General features: G+C 34.7%; 16 protein-coding genes, 1 tRNA gene and 1 pseudogene. 14 read left to right on the forward strand and 4 right to left on the reverse strand.

The window, feature by feature from the left end; translation table 11 throughout:
• Positions 1-8 precede the first annotated feature (8 nt).
• Positions 9-1,490 carry a helix-turn-helix domain-containing protein gene (locus Q1W72_RS09745; protein WP_099714163.1) on the forward strand — a complete coding sequence of 494 codons (1,482 nt, stop codon included), beginning with the start codon at positions 9-11 and terminating at the stop codon, positions 1,488-1,490.
• A 76-nt stretch (positions 1,491-1,566) separates the two neighbouring features.
• Here Q1W72_RS09745 and Q1W72_RS09750 read toward each other — a convergent pair whose 3' ends face one another.
• Complete coding sequence (locus Q1W72_RS09750) at positions 1,567-2,928, reverse strand: hydroxymethylglutaryl-CoA synthase family protein (protein ID WP_099714164.1); 1,362 nt, start codon at positions 2,926-2,928, stop codon at positions 1,567-1,569.
• A 369-nt stretch (positions 2,929-3,297) separates the two neighbouring features.
• Here Q1W72_RS09750 and Q1W72_RS09755 point away from each other — a divergent pair, with 369 nt between their 5' ends.
• The 3 genes from Q1W72_RS09755 to Q1W72_RS09765 all read left to right on the forward strand — a co-directional run bounded on the left by Q1W72_RS09755 (position 3,298) and on the right by Q1W72_RS09765 (position 6,809).
• Complete coding sequence (locus Q1W72_RS09755; RefSeq protein ID WP_099714165.1) at positions 3,298-3,963, forward strand: succinate dehydrogenase cytochrome b subunit; 666 nt, start codon at positions 3,298-3,300, stop codon at positions 3,961-3,963.
• Positions 3,964-3,975: 12 nt separating this feature from the next.
• Positions 3,976-5,976 carry a fumarate reductase/succinate dehydrogenase flavoprotein subunit gene (locus tag Q1W72_RS09760; RefSeq protein ID WP_099714166.1) on the forward strand — a complete coding sequence of 667 codons (2,001 nt, stop codon included), beginning with the start codon at positions 3,976-3,978 and terminating at the stop codon, positions 5,974-5,976.
• A gap of 86 nt (positions 5,977-6,062) precedes the next feature.
• Positions 6,063-6,809 (forward strand): succinate dehydrogenase/fumarate reductase iron-sulfur subunit, encoded by a 747-nt coding sequence (locus Q1W72_RS09765; RefSeq protein ID WP_099714167.1) that lies wholly within the window; start codon positions 6,063-6,065, stop codon positions 6,807-6,809.
• 108 nt (positions 6,810-6,917) lie between these two features.
• Here the strand turns inward: Q1W72_RS09765 and Q1W72_RS09770 are convergent, their stop codons facing one another.
• Entirely contained in the window at positions 6,918-7,481 is a 564-nt protein-coding gene (locus Q1W72_RS09770; RefSeq protein ID WP_099714168.1) for a hypothetical protein, read from the reverse strand.
• Positions 7,482-7,552: 71 nt separating this feature from the next.
• Here Q1W72_RS09770 and Q1W72_RS09775 point away from each other — a divergent pair, with 71 nt between their 5' ends.
• Positions 7,553-8,323, forward strand: coding sequence for a nitrilase family protein (locus Q1W72_RS09775; protein WP_099714169.1), 771 nt, complete (start codon positions 7,553-7,555; stop codon positions 8,321-8,323).
• A gap of 2 nt (positions 8,324-8,325) precedes the next feature.
• On the opposite strand, the gene Q1W72_RS09780 is transcribed toward Q1W72_RS09775, so the two are convergent.
• Positions 8,326-9,990 carry an Ig-like domain-containing protein gene (locus Q1W72_RS09780; protein WP_302134981.1) on the reverse strand — a complete coding sequence of 555 codons (1,665 nt, stop codon included), beginning with the start codon at positions 9,988-9,990 and terminating at the stop codon, positions 8,326-8,328.
• A gap of 210 nt (positions 9,991-10,200) precedes the next feature.
• Here Q1W72_RS09780 and mce point away from each other — a divergent pair, with 210 nt between their 5' ends.
• The 3 genes from mce (at position 10,201) to Q1W72_RS09795 (ending at position 11,208) form a co-directional block, all read left to right on the forward strand.
• A complete protein-coding gene (gene mce, locus Q1W72_RS09785) occupies positions 10,201-10,602 on the forward strand; it encodes a methylmalonyl-CoA epimerase (protein ID WP_099714171.1) in 402 nt (133 codons plus the stop codon).
• 142 nt (positions 10,603-10,744) lie between these two features.
• Positions 10,745-10,818: transfer RNA gene (locus tag Q1W72_RS09790), tRNA-Ile, on the forward strand.
• A 150-nt stretch (positions 10,819-10,968) separates the two neighbouring features.
• Complete coding sequence (locus tag Q1W72_RS09795) at positions 10,969-11,208, forward strand: hypothetical protein (RefSeq protein ID WP_302134983.1); 240 nt, start codon at positions 10,969-10,971, stop codon at positions 11,206-11,208.
• A gap of 32 nt (positions 11,209-11,240) precedes the next feature.
• Here Q1W72_RS09795 and Q1W72_RS09800 read toward each other — a convergent pair whose 3' ends face one another.
• The gene (locus Q1W72_RS09800) at positions 11,241-11,828 is read right to left on the reverse strand and encodes a riboflavin synthase (protein ID WP_099714173.1); all 588 of its coding nucleotides are present in this window, start codon (positions 11,826-11,828) and stop codon (positions 11,241-11,243) included.
• Positions 11,829-11,886: 58 nt separating this feature from the next.
• Between Q1W72_RS09800 and pdxA the strand changes: the two genes are divergently transcribed.
• The 6 genes and pseudogenes from pdxA to accC all read left to right on the forward strand — a co-directional run bounded on the left by pdxA (position 11,887) and on the right by accC (position 16,887).
• Complete coding sequence (gene pdxA / locus Q1W72_RS09805) at positions 11,887-12,936, forward strand: 4-hydroxythreonine-4-phosphate dehydrogenase PdxA (protein WP_099714174.1); 1,050 nt, start codon at positions 11,887-11,889, stop codon at positions 12,934-12,936.
• Positions 12,937-13,021: 85 nt separating this feature from the next.
• Positions 13,022-13,563 (forward strand): annotated as a pseudogene (locus Q1W72_RS09810) (DUF177 domain-containing protein).
• 9 nt (positions 13,564-13,572) lie between these two features.
• Positions 13,573-13,767 carry a 50S ribosomal protein L32 gene (rpmF, locus tag Q1W72_RS09815; protein ID WP_007137315.1) on the forward strand — a complete coding sequence of 65 codons (195 nt, stop codon included), beginning with the start codon at positions 13,573-13,575 and terminating at the stop codon, positions 13,765-13,767.
• Between the two features lie 173 nt (positions 13,768-13,940).
• The gene (locus tag Q1W72_RS09820; RefSeq protein ID WP_099714176.1) at positions 13,941-14,939 is read left to right on the forward strand and encodes a beta-ketoacyl-ACP synthase III; all 999 of its coding nucleotides are present in this window, start codon (positions 13,941-13,943) and stop codon (positions 14,937-14,939) included.
• A 23-nt stretch (positions 14,940-14,962) separates the two neighbouring features.
• On the forward strand, positions 14,963-15,442 hold the full coding sequence (gene accB, locus Q1W72_RS09825) for an acetyl-CoA carboxylase biotin carboxyl carrier protein (RefSeq protein WP_099714177.1): 480 nt from the start codon (positions 14,963-14,965) through the stop codon (positions 15,440-15,442).
• Positions 15,443-15,540: 98 nt separating this feature from the next.
• On the forward strand, positions 15,541-16,887 hold the full coding sequence (gene accC, locus Q1W72_RS09830; protein ID WP_099714178.1) for an acetyl-CoA carboxylase biotin carboxylase subunit: 1,347 nt from the start codon (positions 15,541-15,543) through the stop codon (positions 16,885-16,887).
• Positions 16,888-16,898: the final 11 nt, after the last annotated feature.

Consider the following 16,898-nt stretch of genomic DNA (forward strand, 5'->3'; position numbering starts at 1 on the left):
TTTGAGATATGAACATAGAAAAGGATTATATCAAGTTAATTTTTGGATTAAAACTGAAGCAGGCTCGTACCAATAAGAATCTGTCATTATTTGGTTTGGCAAAAATCACAGACCTTTCAAAATCGTATTTGAACGAAATAGAAAAAGGAAAAAAATATCCTAAAACGGATAAAATCATTCTGTTGTCTGAAAAACTGGATGTTTCTTATGACAATATGGTTTCGTTGAAACTGGATAATAATTTGGCACCTATTGGAGAAATCCTGAAATCTGGTATTCTAAAAGAGATTCCTCTGGAGATTTTCGGGATTCAGGAAAATGATCTTATCGATATTATTGCCAATGCTCCTGCAAAAGTCAATGCGTTTATCAGCACGATTATTGAGATTGCGCAACATTATAATTTGACAAGAGAGAGTTTCTTTTTGGCTTCGTTGCGTTCGTATCAAGAAGCGCATACAAACTATTTTGAAGATTTAGAGCAGAGAGTGTTGCAGTTTTCCAAAGCGTTTCATGTAAATATTGACACCAAGATTTCGATTGAAGAACTCACAGCGATATTAATTGAGGAATACGGGTATACGATAAAAGAACTCGTTTTTTCTGAGCAAGAACAATTGGGGGATTTGAGATCGATATTTGTACCAAAAAGCAAGACGCTATTGCTTTCATTAGATATTGACGAGCCTCAAAAGGCATTTATTCTAGCTAAAGAAATTGCGTATAATTACCTTGAGATTACCGAAAGGTTATATACGTTCAGTTGGATTAAGTTTGATAATTTTGACCAAGTCCTGAATAATTTTTATGCTTCCTATTTTGCCGGAGCGTTGCTTATTCCAAGGCAAAAACTGATAGACGAACTGAATTTATTTTTGTCAAAAACTGACCCGAAGCCTCAGGAAATGATTGCTTTGATGAGCGGATTTAATGTTTCGCCTGAATCGTTCTATCAAAGATTGACTAATATTTTACCAAAAGATTTTCAGTTGAAGAATCTCTTTTTCCTGCGATTGTCTCATCAGATAGGAACGGATACGTATCAAATAAAAAAGGAATTACACATTACCAATCAGCAGGAACCGCATGCGAATGAAATGAATGAACATTACTGCCGAAGATGGGTTTCTATACGTACTATTGAGGAGTCTTTGAGGCAAAAGAAAAATCATTTTTTTGATGCGCAAATTTCCAGTTATGAAAATAGTAAAAATGAATATCTTGTTTTTTCATCGGCAACGCCGGATCCGTTTAAAATAGATTGTATTCGTAGTATTTCGGTAGGGATATTGATTACACCGGGAATGAAGAAAAAATTCAAGTTTATCGAAAGTGATTCGATCAAGAGACAGGTTGTTGGGGTTACCTGCGAAACTTGTGCTGTTAAAAATTGTTTGGAAAGAGCTTCACCTCCAATTCATTTAGAACAAAAAATGCGCAATGAAAACACAGATTTAATTGTGCAGCAATACATGACAAAATTCAGTTAAACATATTCTGTATTTAAATAAAAAAGCACCGAAAGTTCAACTATGAATTATCGGTGCTTTTTTGTTTAAGTAAAAATTAATCAACCCATTTGTAATAACGAGCGCCAATTAAATTTGGAATTTCATTTTCAATTCGGTCCAAAGTCCATTCGTTTTTAGGCGTTTGAATGCTGGTTTTTTGCTCCTTTTTATGTAGTTTGTTGTAGGTGTCAAAATCAATTTCGAAGCTTTTTTCTATTGTTTCAAAAAGATTGACACCAGCAATTGCTAATTTCCAGTCCGGTTGAATCGTTCCTTCAAAAACTTTCGATTTTGAACCACTTCCGTAGGCCAGAAAGCCAAATTTACTGCCGCTTATTTCTTTTTCAGTATCGTAAAAATGAGCCAAAGTTGATAGTAATCCCATGAAAATAGAACCTGTGTATAAATTTCCAATTAATGAAGAAGCAATTTCTGCGGGCATTAATTTTTCGTTTACAAATTCCTTGTAGGCTTCTGATTTACTAATTTCTTTTAGTTTATTTTGGTATTCTGATGCGTCTTCATCACCGGAAACAATTGTATTGGATGCGTCCAAAGCATATATTTCAGATAGCATTCGGCGTCCCTGAAAAGCATAAGGCAAATGCATGACGATGCTTTTCCAGGAATCGTAAACAGTTTCGGTGGTGTTTTTTAATTTTTTGAATGAAAAATACGCATCTCTGGTTCTGTCCATGTAACATTGATTCGAATATTGTCCGTCAAAAACAGGTTGGTCTTTGTGAATTTCAACTTCACTTTCTAAGTTTTCAAACCATGGTTCGTTAGTTGAATTTCCAGTAATTGCTGTTTTCGAAATCGTTCGGTACGGTTTGAAAAAGTCAAAAACTCCTTTTGTGCTGGTTGCCCAATTGTTTTCGAAAGCAATGATTCTTGGATTTGCAGTAATCAACATTGCCAAAGCTCCGGCGCCTTGCGTGTATTCTCCGGTAGAGTTTAAATCGTATTTTGCAAAATCAGTTGTGACAACAATTGCTTTTTTTGTTGGATTCAATTGTATAAAATCAATACAGTTTTGCATGGCATCAACTCCGCCAATACAGGCAAATGTAAAATCAACCACATCGCATTCTGATAAAGTGTCTTCTCCAAATTTTTGTTCCATCAATGCAATCAAAAATGAGCTTATTGGTTTTGAGCTGTCAATAGCGCTTTCTGTTCCTATATAAATTCGGGTGATTTCATTGAGGTTGATGTTGTTGTCTGAGATTAATTTTGTTAATGCATTGGCGCCAAAAACAACTGTATCTTGATGTGTGTCCGGCAATGTCATTTTGATTAAACCCAGTCCTTTTTCTAGTTTTTCGGGTTCGATATTTCTGGCTTTTGCCAAAGTGTTTATAGGTAAATGTATTTTTGCAACATCAAAAGAGATGGCGTCAATTCCTGTTTTCATTCTTCAATTTTTAACGTGTAAAGTTAAAAACGCATTGTCTCGATACAATTATTTTAGGGACATAAAATCATCGTGCTGGGTGTTTTTATTGATTTGGAAATAAAGAACAATAAAAATTATTGAATTAGTAATTTCGAGCTGTTTGAGGACTGGTTTTCGGTCAATTTCGTGGCGTATTATTTAAGATTTTTTTCTTTTTTGTTTAACTGTTTTTCGGGCTGTTTTTGGATTTATGTTTGATATTTAAGGATTTCTTGATATTTTGTGTAAAACACTTTAAAATCATTATAAATAACAGCGAAAAGGTTGTAGTTACTGTCTAATTGCTTTATTTTTGTAGAATTTTTTAAAACAAATTATATAAATCTTATGGCAAAATCTGCATTATTGAAATCGTCAATAGCAAAAAAAGTAGCTATGGCACTTTCAGGACTTTTTTTGATGTTGTTTCTAGCACAGCATTTTTTTATCAATATGACATCGGTTTTTAGTTCCGATACTTTTAATTCGATTTCTCATTTTATGGGAAATAATCCATTAGTTCAATTCGTAATACAACCTATTTTGATTGTAGGAGTGGTTTTTCACTTTATCATGGGTTTTGTTTTGGATTTCAAAAACAGAAGTGCCAGACCAATTGCATATGCAAAGAACAACGGAGCGGCAAATTCTTCTTGGGCATCAAGAAACATGATTATTTCCGGTTCAGTTATTTTAGCATTTTTGGCATTGCATTTTTACGATTTTTGGGTTCCTGAAATGGTGTACAAATATGTAGATGTTAGTCCATTGGATGAAACAAGGTATTTTCATGAGCTAGTGGCCAAATTTGAAAGTCCAGTTCGTACAGGATTGTATATCTTGTCTTTTGTATTGTTAGCGGTACACTTAAACCATGGATTTAGTTCTTCTTTTCAATCAGTAGGATTTAATAATAAATATTCTAAAGGATTGAAAAATTTCGGATTAGGATTTGCTTATGTGGTTCCTTTCGGATTTATTTTTATTGCGCTTTTTCATCATTTCAATCATTAATATTCAATTATAATGGCATTAGATTCAAAAATTCCGAATGGTCCAATTGCGGACAAATGGACAAATTATAAAGATCATATTAATTTAGTAAACCCTGCTAACAAACGTAATTTAGATGTAATTATAGTTGGTACAGGTCTTGCTGGAGGTTCTGCTGCTGCAACTTTAGCAGAATTAGGATATAACGTAAAAGCTTTTTGCTTTCAAGATTCACCACGTCGTGCACACTCAATTGCTGCACAAGGGGGAATTAACGCTGCAAAAAATTATAAAGGAGACGGAGACTCTGTTCACAGATTGTTTTATGATACTGTAAAAGGTGGAGATTACCGTGCTCGTGAGGCTAACGTACACCGTTTGGCTGAAGTTTCGTCTAATATTATTGACCAATGTGTGGCACAAGGTGTTCCATTGGCTCGTGAATATGGAGGATTGTTAGACAATCGTTCTTTTGGAGGAACTTTGGTTTCTCGTACTTTTTATGCACAGGGACAAACAGGCCAACAATTGCTTTTGGGTGCTTACTCAGCAATGAACCGTCAAATAGGTCGTGGAAAAGTAAAAATGTACAACCGTCACGAAATGTTGGATTTAGTAGTCGTAAACGGAAAAGCAAGAGGAATTATCGCTCGTAACTTAGTTACCGGAGAAATAGAAAGACACTCTGCTCATGCTGTTGTTATTGCTTCTGGAGGATACGGAAACGTTTTCTTCTTGTCAACCAATGCAATGGGATCTAATGCTACTGCAGCTTGGAAAATCCACAAAAAAGGGGCTTTCTTCGCAAATCCTTGCTACACACAAATTCACCCAACTTGTATTCCAGTCTCTGGAGAACACCAATCGAAATTGACATTAATGTCAGAATCATTGCGTAATGATGGGCGTATCTGGGTTCCTGCAAAATTAGAAGATGCGCAAGCTATTCGTGAAGGAAAGAAAAAAGCAACCGATTTATCAGAAGCGGAAAGAGATTATTTCTTAGAAAGAAGGTATCCTGCTTTTGGTAACTTAGTGCCTCGTGATGTAGCTTCTCGTGCTGCCAAAGAAAGATGTGATGCTGGTTTTGGAGTAAACAAAACAGGAGAAGCAGTTTATTTGGATTTTGCCGCAGCTATTCAACGTTACGGAAATGAGCAAGCTTATGTAAAAGGATTGGATACTAAGGACACTAAATTAGTAACTAAATTAGGTACTGAACTTGTAAAAAGTAAATACGGGAACTTGTTCCAAATGTATTATAAAATTGTAGATGAGGATCCTTATACTTCTCCAATGATGATTTACCCTGCGGTACATTATACAATGGGAGGTACTTGGGTTGATTATAACTTACAAACTACAATTCCGGGTTGTTTCTCTATTGGGGAATCAAACTTCTCAGATCACGGAGCTAACCGTTTAGGAGCTTCGGCTTTGATGCAAGGTTTAGCTGATGGCTATTTTGTATTGCCTTATACAATAGGTGATTATTTAGCTCCAGATATTAAAATGGGAACAATTTCTACAGATTTACCTGAGTTCGTAGCTGCTGAGAAAGCGGTTAAAGACCAGATTGATAAATTCATGAACAATAACGGAACACATTCAGTTGACTATTTTCATAAGAAATTAGGAAAAATTATGTGGGACAAAGTTGGAATGGCTCGTAATGAAAAAGGACTTAATGAAGCAATTGTAGAAATTGCTGCTTTACGTGAAGAGTTTTACAAAGATGTTAAAGTTCCTGGAACGGATAAAGGTTTCAATCAAGAATTGGAAAAAGCGACTCGTGTTGCCGATTTCCTTGAATTGGGTGAATTGTTCGCTAAAGATGCCTTACATCGTAACGAATCTTGTGGAGGACATTTCCGTGAAGAATACCAAACCGAAGAAGGTGAAGCGCAACGTGACGATGAAAATTTCGCTTACGTGGCAGCATGGGAATACACAGGAAAACCAAGTGAAGCTGTTTTGCATAAAGAGCCGTTGGTATTTGATAACGTGAAATTAGTTCAAAGAAGTTATAAATAATAGTCTATTGTCTAACGTCTAAAAGTCAAATGGCTCAATGTCAATCGACTTTCGACTTTCGACTTTATGATTTTCAAACTAAAAATATGAAACTTACATTAAAAATATGGCGTCAGAAAAATGCCGCTGCAGAAGGAAAAATAGTTGAATATCCGATAGATCATATTGAACCAGACATGTCGTTTCTTGAAATGCTTGACATTTTGAATGACGAACTAATCATGAAAGGGGATGAGCCAGTTGCATTTGATCACGATTGTCGCGAAGGAATTTGCGGAATGTGTTCTTTGTACATCAATGGTGAAGCTCACGGACCGGACAGAGGTGTTACAACGTGTCAATTGCACATGAGAATGTTCAAGGATGGTGATACTATTTTTATCGAGCCATTCAGAGCTAAAGCTTTTCCTGTAATTAAAGATTTAGTTGTTGACAGAAGTTCTTTTGACAGAATTCAACATGCGGGAGGATTTATATCTGTAAATACATCTGGAAATACAATTGATGCAAACACAATTCCAATTAACAAGAAAGATGCTGATACTGCTTTTGATTCAGCTGCTTGTATCGGTTGTGGAGCTTGTGTAGCGAGTTGTAAAAACTCATCGGCAATGTTATTTGTTGCTGCAAAAGTATCTCAATATGCTTTATTACCACAAGGACGAATTGAAGCTACCGACAGGGTTTTAAATATGGTTAGTCAAATGGATGCCGAAGGTTTTGGTAACTGTACCAATACTGGAGCTTGTGAAGTAGAATGTCCAAAAGGAATTTCTCTTGAAAATATTGCTCGTATGAACAGAGAGTATATGTCAGCAAGTTTGAAAGGATAATAAGCTAGTCTTAAGGTCCAAACTCTAAGGCCGAAAGATTAAAAAAAAAACGCATTCATTAAGTTGAATGCGTTTTTTTATGACTAAATGTTAGGTTTCAGCATTTTTTTAGTCTTTCCATCCCCAAGGTGCGGAAGGTGTTGGAACTGTTTTTGTAATGTCAAATTTTACGGTAAACAATCGGTCTGAACCGATACGTCTTAGGTTATAAGTAAAAGAAGTTTCGTCTAAAGTAATCCACCAGACATTTGCAGCGGCATTTGGGATTAAATCACAAGTTTGTTGATCTGCGGGGAAAAACTGAAGTGTAGATGAACCAGAATTAGAAGTTGTTCCGCCGTATTGTGTGACTTTATCCTCGGAACCATCTTCGTGGCGGTGGTCGTGTTTCAATTGAATACGGTCATTTTTGTATGATAATACCCAAGTTCTGGATTTATCCTCTCCTACAAAAAACGGAATCCGAATCGTGTTTTCGTCACAATTGCGAATGTGCATTATTAGTTTTTTATCTCGAAAAGTGTCATTGGCAGCGCCTTCTTTTACTTCACCTTCAAATGATTTGCCGCATTGTTTTTGTAAATTTTCCCAAAATTGTTTAGCTCCTGATTTTTCTTGTCCAAAAATCAGAATAGAACATAACAGTGAGCAGACAAGAAGTATTTTTTTCATAAAGTTGTTTTTTGCTAATATAATGAACTTATGGTATTGTGATATTTCTTATTTTTATAAAAAATAAAACAATGCAAGTCATCCTTATCCAAGCTCCTTTAATTTGGGAGAATCCAAAGTTAAATCGCGATTATTTTGAGACCAAAATAAATGAAATTGCTTCGGCAGTTGATTTAATTGTATTACCGGAAATGTTTACGAGCGGTTTTACAATGAGTCCTGAAAATGTAGCTGAAACAATGGAAGGGGAAACAATAACTTGGCTTAAAGGATTGGCGAAAGCCAGAAACTGTGCCATTACAGGAAGCTTAGTTATAGTGGAAAACGGAAATTTCTACAATCGATTAGTGTTTGTATTTCCTTCCGGAGAAATGCAATTTTATGATAAAAGGCATTTGTTTACTTTGGCTGGCGAAGACAAAGTCTATACAAGTGGGGACCAAAAAATAGTGGTGGATTATTTGGGTTGGAAAATTTGCCCATTGATTTGTTATGATTTACGATTTCCTGCTTTTTCAAGAAATTCAGAGGATTATGACGTGTTGATTTATGTGGCAAGTTGGCCAAAAATCAGAACGAATGCTTGGGATGCTTTATTGAAAGCCCGAGCGATAGAGAACATGAGTTATGCGATTGGTGTGAATAGAATAGGAACTGATGCGAATGATTATGAATATATTGGTCACTCGCAAGCAGTCGATTTTCTTGGAAACTATGTCTTGGCACCAGAAGAATCTGAAGGTTTATTTTCAGTGGTTTTAGACAAAGAAAAAATGCTGGAAACTAGACAAAAATTAGGTTTTTTGAACGACAGAGATGCTTTTGAAATAAAAAACAGGTAATTTTAGTTTCGCTTATCGGTTTTCTTGTCTGTTTTCTTTTTAGGTTCAGGAATGTAAGGAATGCTCAAATCAAAAACTTGATTTACATCCCAATTAGCACGAACATCAATTTCCTTGGAAAAATAAATCACTTCTTCGGCTTGGCGTTTTTCTAAAAAATTACCGGAATCCCATTCCTTATTTTTATTGGTGTCATAAATAGCACGTAATGTATAAAGCGCAGGTTCGATTAAATTAAATTCTAATGTGGTGTTTTTTTCGCTGTATTCAGTCGCTAAAACATCGCCTTTTAGATTCGTCAGTTCTACAATGACAGGAAATTGTTTTACATTTTCCAATACCACTGTTAGATTTCCATAATCGGAGTTGTTTCTCGTATTTAGTTTATAGGTCAACGTATCATTCGATTTTTCGAAAAAATCAGTTAACGCTCCAGGCAAAATTTCAAAAGTGTAATTTTCTGAGGGTTCCTTTTTAAAGTCAAAATACAATTTTTGATTAAATTCGTCATATTCAGTGGTAAAAGGCACTGCGGTTTTTGCATTATTGATTAAATTTATTTTAGAATTCTCAATGCGAATTAATGGAGTTGAGCTTTCTAAAGTAAAACGCTCTCGGGATTTTAAGTTCCCGATTTGTAAGGCAGAAATACTCAAAGTGTCTTTTTTCTGGTCTTTTATTTTAAAGGTGAAATTGGCTTCGTATTTGTCTTTGGCTACAGCCAAATTTAGCGAATCTACTTTGATGGGTTTGTACCAAACTTGAAGGGAATCCTTTTTTGGTAATTTAGTAATGATATTGGAAAGGACTTCCGTGTTGTTTTTTAAGATTAATTTTGGTCGGGCAGCAGCAGAATTTACAACGCCTTCATATCCTAAAAACAATCTGTTTCCAGATGCTTGAGTTGGTTTGAACGTTTTGAAAGGCAATATTTCCTTGAATAATTCTAACTCGTAAAGGGTGTCGTTTGGAATAGTGATAAACGCTTTGCTGAATCCAATTTTATCCGTTTTTGGATTGTATTTGTTGTTGCTGTTGTAGTCTTTCATAGCCACAAGAAGATACTTTCCGGCTTTTAGATTCTCAAAACGAAAGGTCTTCAAGCTGTCTAAAGTATTGGTCACATATCTTGGGTTCTCATTATAGACTACTGAATCTTTAAAAGTATCATTCACGTCATAAAGCATAACCGAAACGAATGATTCTACTTCTTTATCATAAGCGCTTTTTACAGTTCCGCCAAGGCTTAAAGAGTCAATATAATCGCCAGTTGAAAACACATATTTGAATTGATTTAACGGATTTCCTTCGTTATTGTCAGCGATACTTTGGCCAAAATTAAAGCTGTAAGTGGTATTAGGCTGTAATGTATCTTTGATTTTTATAGTAATCGTTTTGCTTGGAGTGGTAGGCAGAATTGACGGTTCGTATTTCATTGGTGGTGAAATAATCAATTGCTTGTTAAGATTTTTGAGTTTAATGTTCTCGTCAAAAACTAGTTTGATCTCGTTTCCTTTGAAATTTTTGTTGAAATTTTCAGGAAAACTTACTTTTAAAACAGGGGCAATGGTATCTTTCAAACCGCCAGTGATGGAGCCTCTTTTTGCGCATCCAACAATAATTAAAAGCAATAAAAAGAAGGAGTATTTTAAATTGTTTTTCAACATATCAAATCATAATTAGAATCTACAAAATAACAATTATAATTCATGCAATCGAAATTTTTTATAGAATTATTATGAGCGATTTAATTCCGCTTACTTTTTAGAATGCTTCCCTTTTTTTGTTTTTAATGTTTAATTTTACATCAAATAAGTTTTGTTACGGCTGGCTTACTGCTTAAATTTAAAACCAACGTTGAATTGATAGTATAAATAATGAGAAAAATAGAACATATAGGGATTGCTGTTAAAGATTTAGAAGTATCAAATTTAGTTTTCGAAAAGCTCTTCGGTGCTCCGGCTTATAAATTTGAAGATGTAGAAACCGAAGGGGTGACAACTTCTTTTTTTATGAACGGACCCAATAAAATTGAACTCCTTGCTGCAACCAATCCAGAAAGTCCCATTGCCAAGTTTATAGAAAAAAAAGGAGAAGGGATTCATCATATTGCTTTTGATGTTGAAGATATTGTTTCAGAAATAGCGCGTTTGAAAAAGGAAGGGTTTGTAGTCTTGAATGAAATTCCTAAAAAAGGAGCTGATAATAAGTTAGTTGCATTTTTGCACCCAAAAAGCACTAATGGTGTTTTGATTGAATTGTGTCAGGAAATAAAATAATTTAAGTCCATATAAATGAGTAGTATTCTAATATTCAGTTGGTTTCTGTTTGAAATAAGTTAATAATTGAACTATATTAAAATCTAAGTCAAAAATATTTGGAGCAAATGAAAAATAGTAGTAATATTGCACACTCTTAACCGGTCCTATAGCTCAGCTGGTTAGAGCACCTGACTCATAATCAGGTGGTCCCTGGTTCGAGCCCAGGTGGGACCACAAAACCCTTTAAAACATTTGTTTTAAAGGGTTTTCTTTTTTACTAAAAACCAAGTTGGACTAAAACACGTATCTTTGTTATGATGTTAGGGATAAGACTTTCTTATTTGTGATTTTATAGATTTTTTTATTTCAGTAAATTTACTATTTTTGAAGCCGATGAAAATTGAGTCAAACAAATTTTATTTTTTAATCATTTTCCTTTTTGGGATTATGGATGTTTTTGCTGGCCCTGGAGGTTCTGGTCCTCCTGCGCCGACGGCTAAAAAACCGCCACCACCACCTGGATTGTCTATTGATGAAAATAGTGTTATAATAATTGCAATTTCATTATTATTTGGAATTTATATCATTTACACCAATATATTAAAAACAAAAACCCCAATTTAAATTGGGGTTTTTGTTTTTAGTATGGTTACGAGTTATTTGTTAGCGTATAGTCTGGAAACGTATTTGCCAATTACATCGAATTCAAGATTTATTTTTGTGCCAACTTCAAAGGTTTTGAAATTAGTGTGCTCATACGTGTAAGGGATTATGGCTACGCTAAATTCATTTTTTTTAGAATTCACCACGGTTAAGCTTACACCATTTACGGTAATTGAACCTTTTTCGATGGTAATGTTGTTTAATTTTTCGTCGTATTCAAAGGTGTAAAGCCAGCTACCATCGGTTTGTTCTGCAGTAGTGCAGGTTCCCGTTTGGTCTACGTGTCCTTGAACAATGTGTCCGTCAAGTCTGTCGCCAAGTTTCATTGCTCTTTCTAAGTTAACGCTGTCTCCAACTTTCCAATCCGCTAGATTTGTTTTTTTTATCGTTTCGTCTATGGCGGTCACGGTATAGAAAGTATCATTGATAGCGACAACAGTAAGGCAAATTCCGTTATGAGCAACGCTTTGGTCAATTTGTAGTTCGCTCGTAATCGATGAATTCATCGTTATGTGAACATTACTGTTCTCTTTTTTTATTTCTTGGATGGTGCCAAGGGTTTCTATGATTCCTGTAAACATTTCTTGTTTTATTTTACTAAATTTGCACTTCAAAATTAGCAATAAATAACGTTAGGTCATGATGAAAAAAGCAGAAAATATAATCGTTGGGATTTCTATAGGAGATTTAAACGGTATTGGAAGCGAAGTTGTTTTAAAAACATTCGAGGATTCTCGTATGTTAGAGTTGTGTACTCCTGTTATCTTTGCTAATGTTAAGTTGTTGTCTTTTGTAAAGAAAAGTTTTCAATCGGCTTCTTTATTACATGGAATTGATAAACTGGATCAAATTGTTCCTGGAAAGATTAATGTTTTAAATGTTTGGAGAGAAGGAGTTGATTTGAATCTTGGAGTAAATGATCCTAAGGCAGGTGAATATGCTATAAAATCATTTGTTGCGGCTACCAAAGCTTTAAAGGATGGTCTTGTAGATGTATTGGTTACTGCGCCTATAAATAAGTATAATATCCAGTCAGAGGATTTTAAATTTCCTGGGCATACGGATTATTTAGACCAAGAGCTTGAGGGAAATGCACTTATGTTGATGGTTCAGGATAATTTAAGAGTAGGGCTCTTGACGGATCATATTCCGTTAAGTGAAGTGGCTTCTCATCTTACGGAAGAATTGATTAAAAGAAAAATCGAAACGGTAAAGCAATCATTGATACAGGATTTTAGTATTAATAAGCCTAAGATAGCTGTTTTGGGATTGAATCCGCATTGTGGTGATGGAGGTGTTATTGGTACCGAAGATGATTTGGTTATAAAGCCAACATTGAAAAAGATATTTGACAAAGGAACCTTGGTTTTTGGTCCTTTTGCTGCGGATGGTTTTTTTGGAAGTAGTCAATATGAGAAGTATGATGCTATTATAGCGGCCTATCACGATCAAGGATTAATTCCTTTTAAAACATTATCTTTTGGTAATGGCGTGAATTATACTGCGGGTTTGAATAAAATAAGAACCTCGCCGGATCATGGTACTGCATACGATATTGCTGGAAAAGGAGTGGCTGATTTTAACTCATTCAAAGAGGCTGTATATCTTGCAATTGATATTTATCATTCGAGAAATCAATATGCCGAAATCAGTGTGAAGCCATTGAAAACAAAAGAAAAACAGTTGTGAACAAAAAAAAGTGAATAACATTATTAGATTTGCAATAATTTTATATCTTTGCACTCCCGAAGTTTAGGGTCAAATTGTTGTTGAAATGAAGAAGACAAAAGATTTTTTAATACCTTTTATAGGATTAAAGCTAGGAAAACATCATTTTGAGTATCAAATAAATAATTCGTTCTTTGAAATCTTTGATTATAATGAATATCAAGATTCAAATATCAAAGTAAATGTAGTTTTAGAGAAAAAAAGTACGCTGTTAGAGTTAAGTTTTAAGCATAAAGGAGTCGTAAATGTACCTTGTGATTTGACAAGCGAAGATTTTGACTTACCGGTTAAAGGCAAAATGAAATTAATAGTTCGTTTTGGCGAGGAATATAATAATGACAATGAAGAATTGTTGATTTTACCTCATGGAGAGTTTGAAGTAGATATTGCACAATATATCTATGAAATGATAGTGTTGTCAGTGCCTCTAAGACGAGTTCATCCAGGAGTTAAAGATGGAAGTTTAAAAACCGAAGCTTTGACTAAACTTAATGAACTGATAGTAAAAGAAGAAAAAAAGAGAATAAACAAGAAGAAAATATTGACCCGCGTTGGGACAAATTAAAGCAACTATTAACGGATAAATAATATAGTAAAATGGCGCATCCTAAGAGAAAAATCTCCAAAACAAGAAGAGATAAAAGAAGAACACATTACAAAGCTACTGTAGCACAGATTGCTACTTGTCCTATTACAGGAGAAGCGCATTTATACCATAGAGCTTACTGGCACGAAGGTAAAATGTATTACAGAGGGCAAGTTGTTATAGATAAATCTGTAGCTGTTGCTTAATACATTTTTGTAAATGATATTCGAACTCTCACATCGTGAGAGTTTTTTTGTTGTTTATAATTTTCATTAAATAAGAAGTTCCAAATCAAATGAGAATGGAATTTTTTTTGTAATTTTCAAGTCTTTTAAAAATTTTTCAAATGGCAACATTTGACAAAAAATAATCGCATACAATGAATACAATTACAGCCGCAATAACCGCTGTTGGAGCCTATGTTCCAGACTTTGTTTTAACTAACAAAGCTCTTGAGACCATGGTTGACACCAATGACGAGTGGATAACCTCTCGTACAGGAATAAAGGAAAGAAGAATCCTCAAAGAAGAGGGTAAAGGAACTTCTTTTTTAGCAATAAAAGCTGCACAAGATTTATTAGCTAAAGCCAATATCGACCCTCTAGAAATAGACTTGTTGATAATGGCAACTGCAACGCCAGATATGCCAGTTGCTTCAACAGGTGTATATGTAGCAACCGAAATAGGAGCTTTAAATGCTTTTGCATATGATTTGCAAGCTGCATGTTCCAGTTTCTTATTTGGGATGTCAACTGCAGCAGCTTACATACAGTCCGGAAGATACAAGAAAGTGCTATTAATTGGTGCTGATAAAATGTCTTCTATCGTAGATTATACAGATAGATCAACTTGTATCATTTTTGGAGACGGAGCTGGAGCAGTATTGTTTGAACCTAATTATGAAGGATTAGGATTGCAAGACGAATACTTACGCAGTGATGGAATCGGAAGAGATTTTTTGAAAATTGATGCCGGTGGTTCTCTACTTCCTGCCTCTTACGAAACGGTAAGAGATAATAAACACAATATTATTCAAGACGGAAAAACAGTATTTAAATATGCTGTAACTAACATGGCTGATTCAAGTGAATTAATTCTGAAAAGAAATAATTTAACCAATGAAAATGTTGATTGGTTAGTTCCTCATCAAGCCAATAAACGTATTATCGATGCAACAGCAAATAGAATGAATTTAGAAGATTCTAAAGTGCTGATGAATATTGAAAAATACGGAAACACAACTTCTGCGACTTTACCATTAGTCCTTAATGATTTTGAACATTTATTCAAAAAAGGAGATACGATAATTTTGGCTGCTTTTGGAGGTGGATTCACTTGGGGATCTATATATCTAAAATGGGCATACGATAAAAAATAAATTTAAACTAAAAACAAATAATTATGGATTTAAAAGAAATTCAAAATCTAATCAAGTTTGTAGCAAATTCAGGAGTTGCAGAAGTTAAATTAGAGATGGATGATGTAAAAATTACCATCAGAACAACTTTAGAAGGGAATGTAACTGAGACCACGTATGTTCAACAAATGCCAGCTCAAGCTACACTTCCACAAGCAGCAGCACCGCAACAAATTGCTCCGGTTGCAGCAGCTCCAGAAGTTCCAGTAGTAGAAAATGCGCACTATATCACCATAAAATCTCCAATTATTGGAACTTTTTACAGAAAACCATCTCCAGATAAACCAATGTTTGTTGAAGTAGGTAAAACAATTTCTAAAGGTGACGTACTTTGTGTAATTGAAGCCATGAAATTATTTAATGAAATTGAATCTGAAGTTTCTGGTAAAATTGTAAAAATATTGGTTGACGATATGTCTCCAGTAGAATTTGACCAACCGTTGTTCTTAGTAGATCCATCATAAGAAATTATAAATTATAAATTATAAATTTTGAATGATGAGTTTTCGTTATTTGAAGTAATTTAAAATTTAAAATTCAACATTTAAAATTTCAAATAAAGATGTTTAAAAAAATATTGATTGCCAATAGAGGGGAAATTGCGTTACGCGTAATTAGAACATGCAAGGAAATGGGTATAAAAACAGTAGCCGTTTATTCTACTGCTGATGCCGAAAGTCTACATGTAAAGTTTGCTGATGAAGCGGTTTGTATTGGACCACCTCCAAGCAACTTGTCCTATTTAAAAATGTCAAATATTATTGCCGCTGCCGAAATTACAAATGCAGATGCAATACACCCAGGATACGGATTCCTTTCTGAAAATTCTAAATTTTCTAAAATTTGTCAAGAGCATGGTATCAAATTCATTGGAGCCTCTCCAGAAATGATTGATAGAATGGGAGATAAAGCTTCCGCAAAAGCTACGATGATTGAAGCAGGTGTTCCTTGTGTTCCAGGTTCAGTAGGAATTTTAGAATCGTATGAGCAAGCCTTACAATTATCAAGAGATTTTGGCTACCCAGTAATGCTTAAAGCAACTGCTGGTGGTGGTGGAAAAGGAATGAGAGCCGTTTGGAAAGAAGATGAATTGTTGAAAGCTTGGGAAGGTGCACGTCAGGAATCTGCGGCAGCTTTTGGAAATGACGGAATGTATCTTGAGAAATTAATCGAAGAGCCACGCCACATTGAAATTCAAGTAGTAGGCGATTCTTACGGAAAAGCCTGTCATCTTTCTGAAAGAGATTGTTCCGTTCAAAGACGTCATCAAAAATTAACCGAAGAGACTCCATCTCCATTTATGACAGATGAGTTGCGTGCAAAAATGGGTGAAGCAGCTGTAAAAGCAGCCGAATACATTAAATATGAAGGTGCTGGAACAGTAGAATTTTTGGTGGATAAACACCGTAATTTCTACTTTATGGAAATGAATACCCGTATTCAAGTAGAGCACCCAATTACAGAGCAGGTTATTGATTATGACTTAATCCGTGAGCAAATTATGGTTGCTGCTGGAATACCTATTTCGGGTAAAAATTACTTGCCACAATTACACGCGATCGAATGCAGAATTAATGCAGAAGATCCTTATAATGATTTCCGTCCGTCTCCGGGGAAAATCACAACATTACATATGCCGGGTGGACATGGAGTTCGTTTAGATACTCATGTGTATTCAGGCTATACTATTCCGCCAAATTACGATTCAATGATTGCAAAACTTATTACTACTGCTCAATCTCGTGAGGAAGCTATTAGTAAAATGAGAAGAGCCTTGGATGAATTTGTAATCGAAGGAATAAAAACGACAATTCCGTTTCATAGACAATTGATGGACGATCCTCGTTACATAGCAGGAGAGTACACAACTGCATTTATGGATACTTTCAAAATGAACGATCCAGAATAGTAAAATATTCA

Source organism: Flavobacterium sp. ZE23DGlu08, assembly GCF_030505335.1.
GTDB lineage: Bacteria > Bacteroidota > Bacteroidia > Flavobacteriales > Flavobacteriaceae > Flavobacterium > Flavobacterium algoritolerans.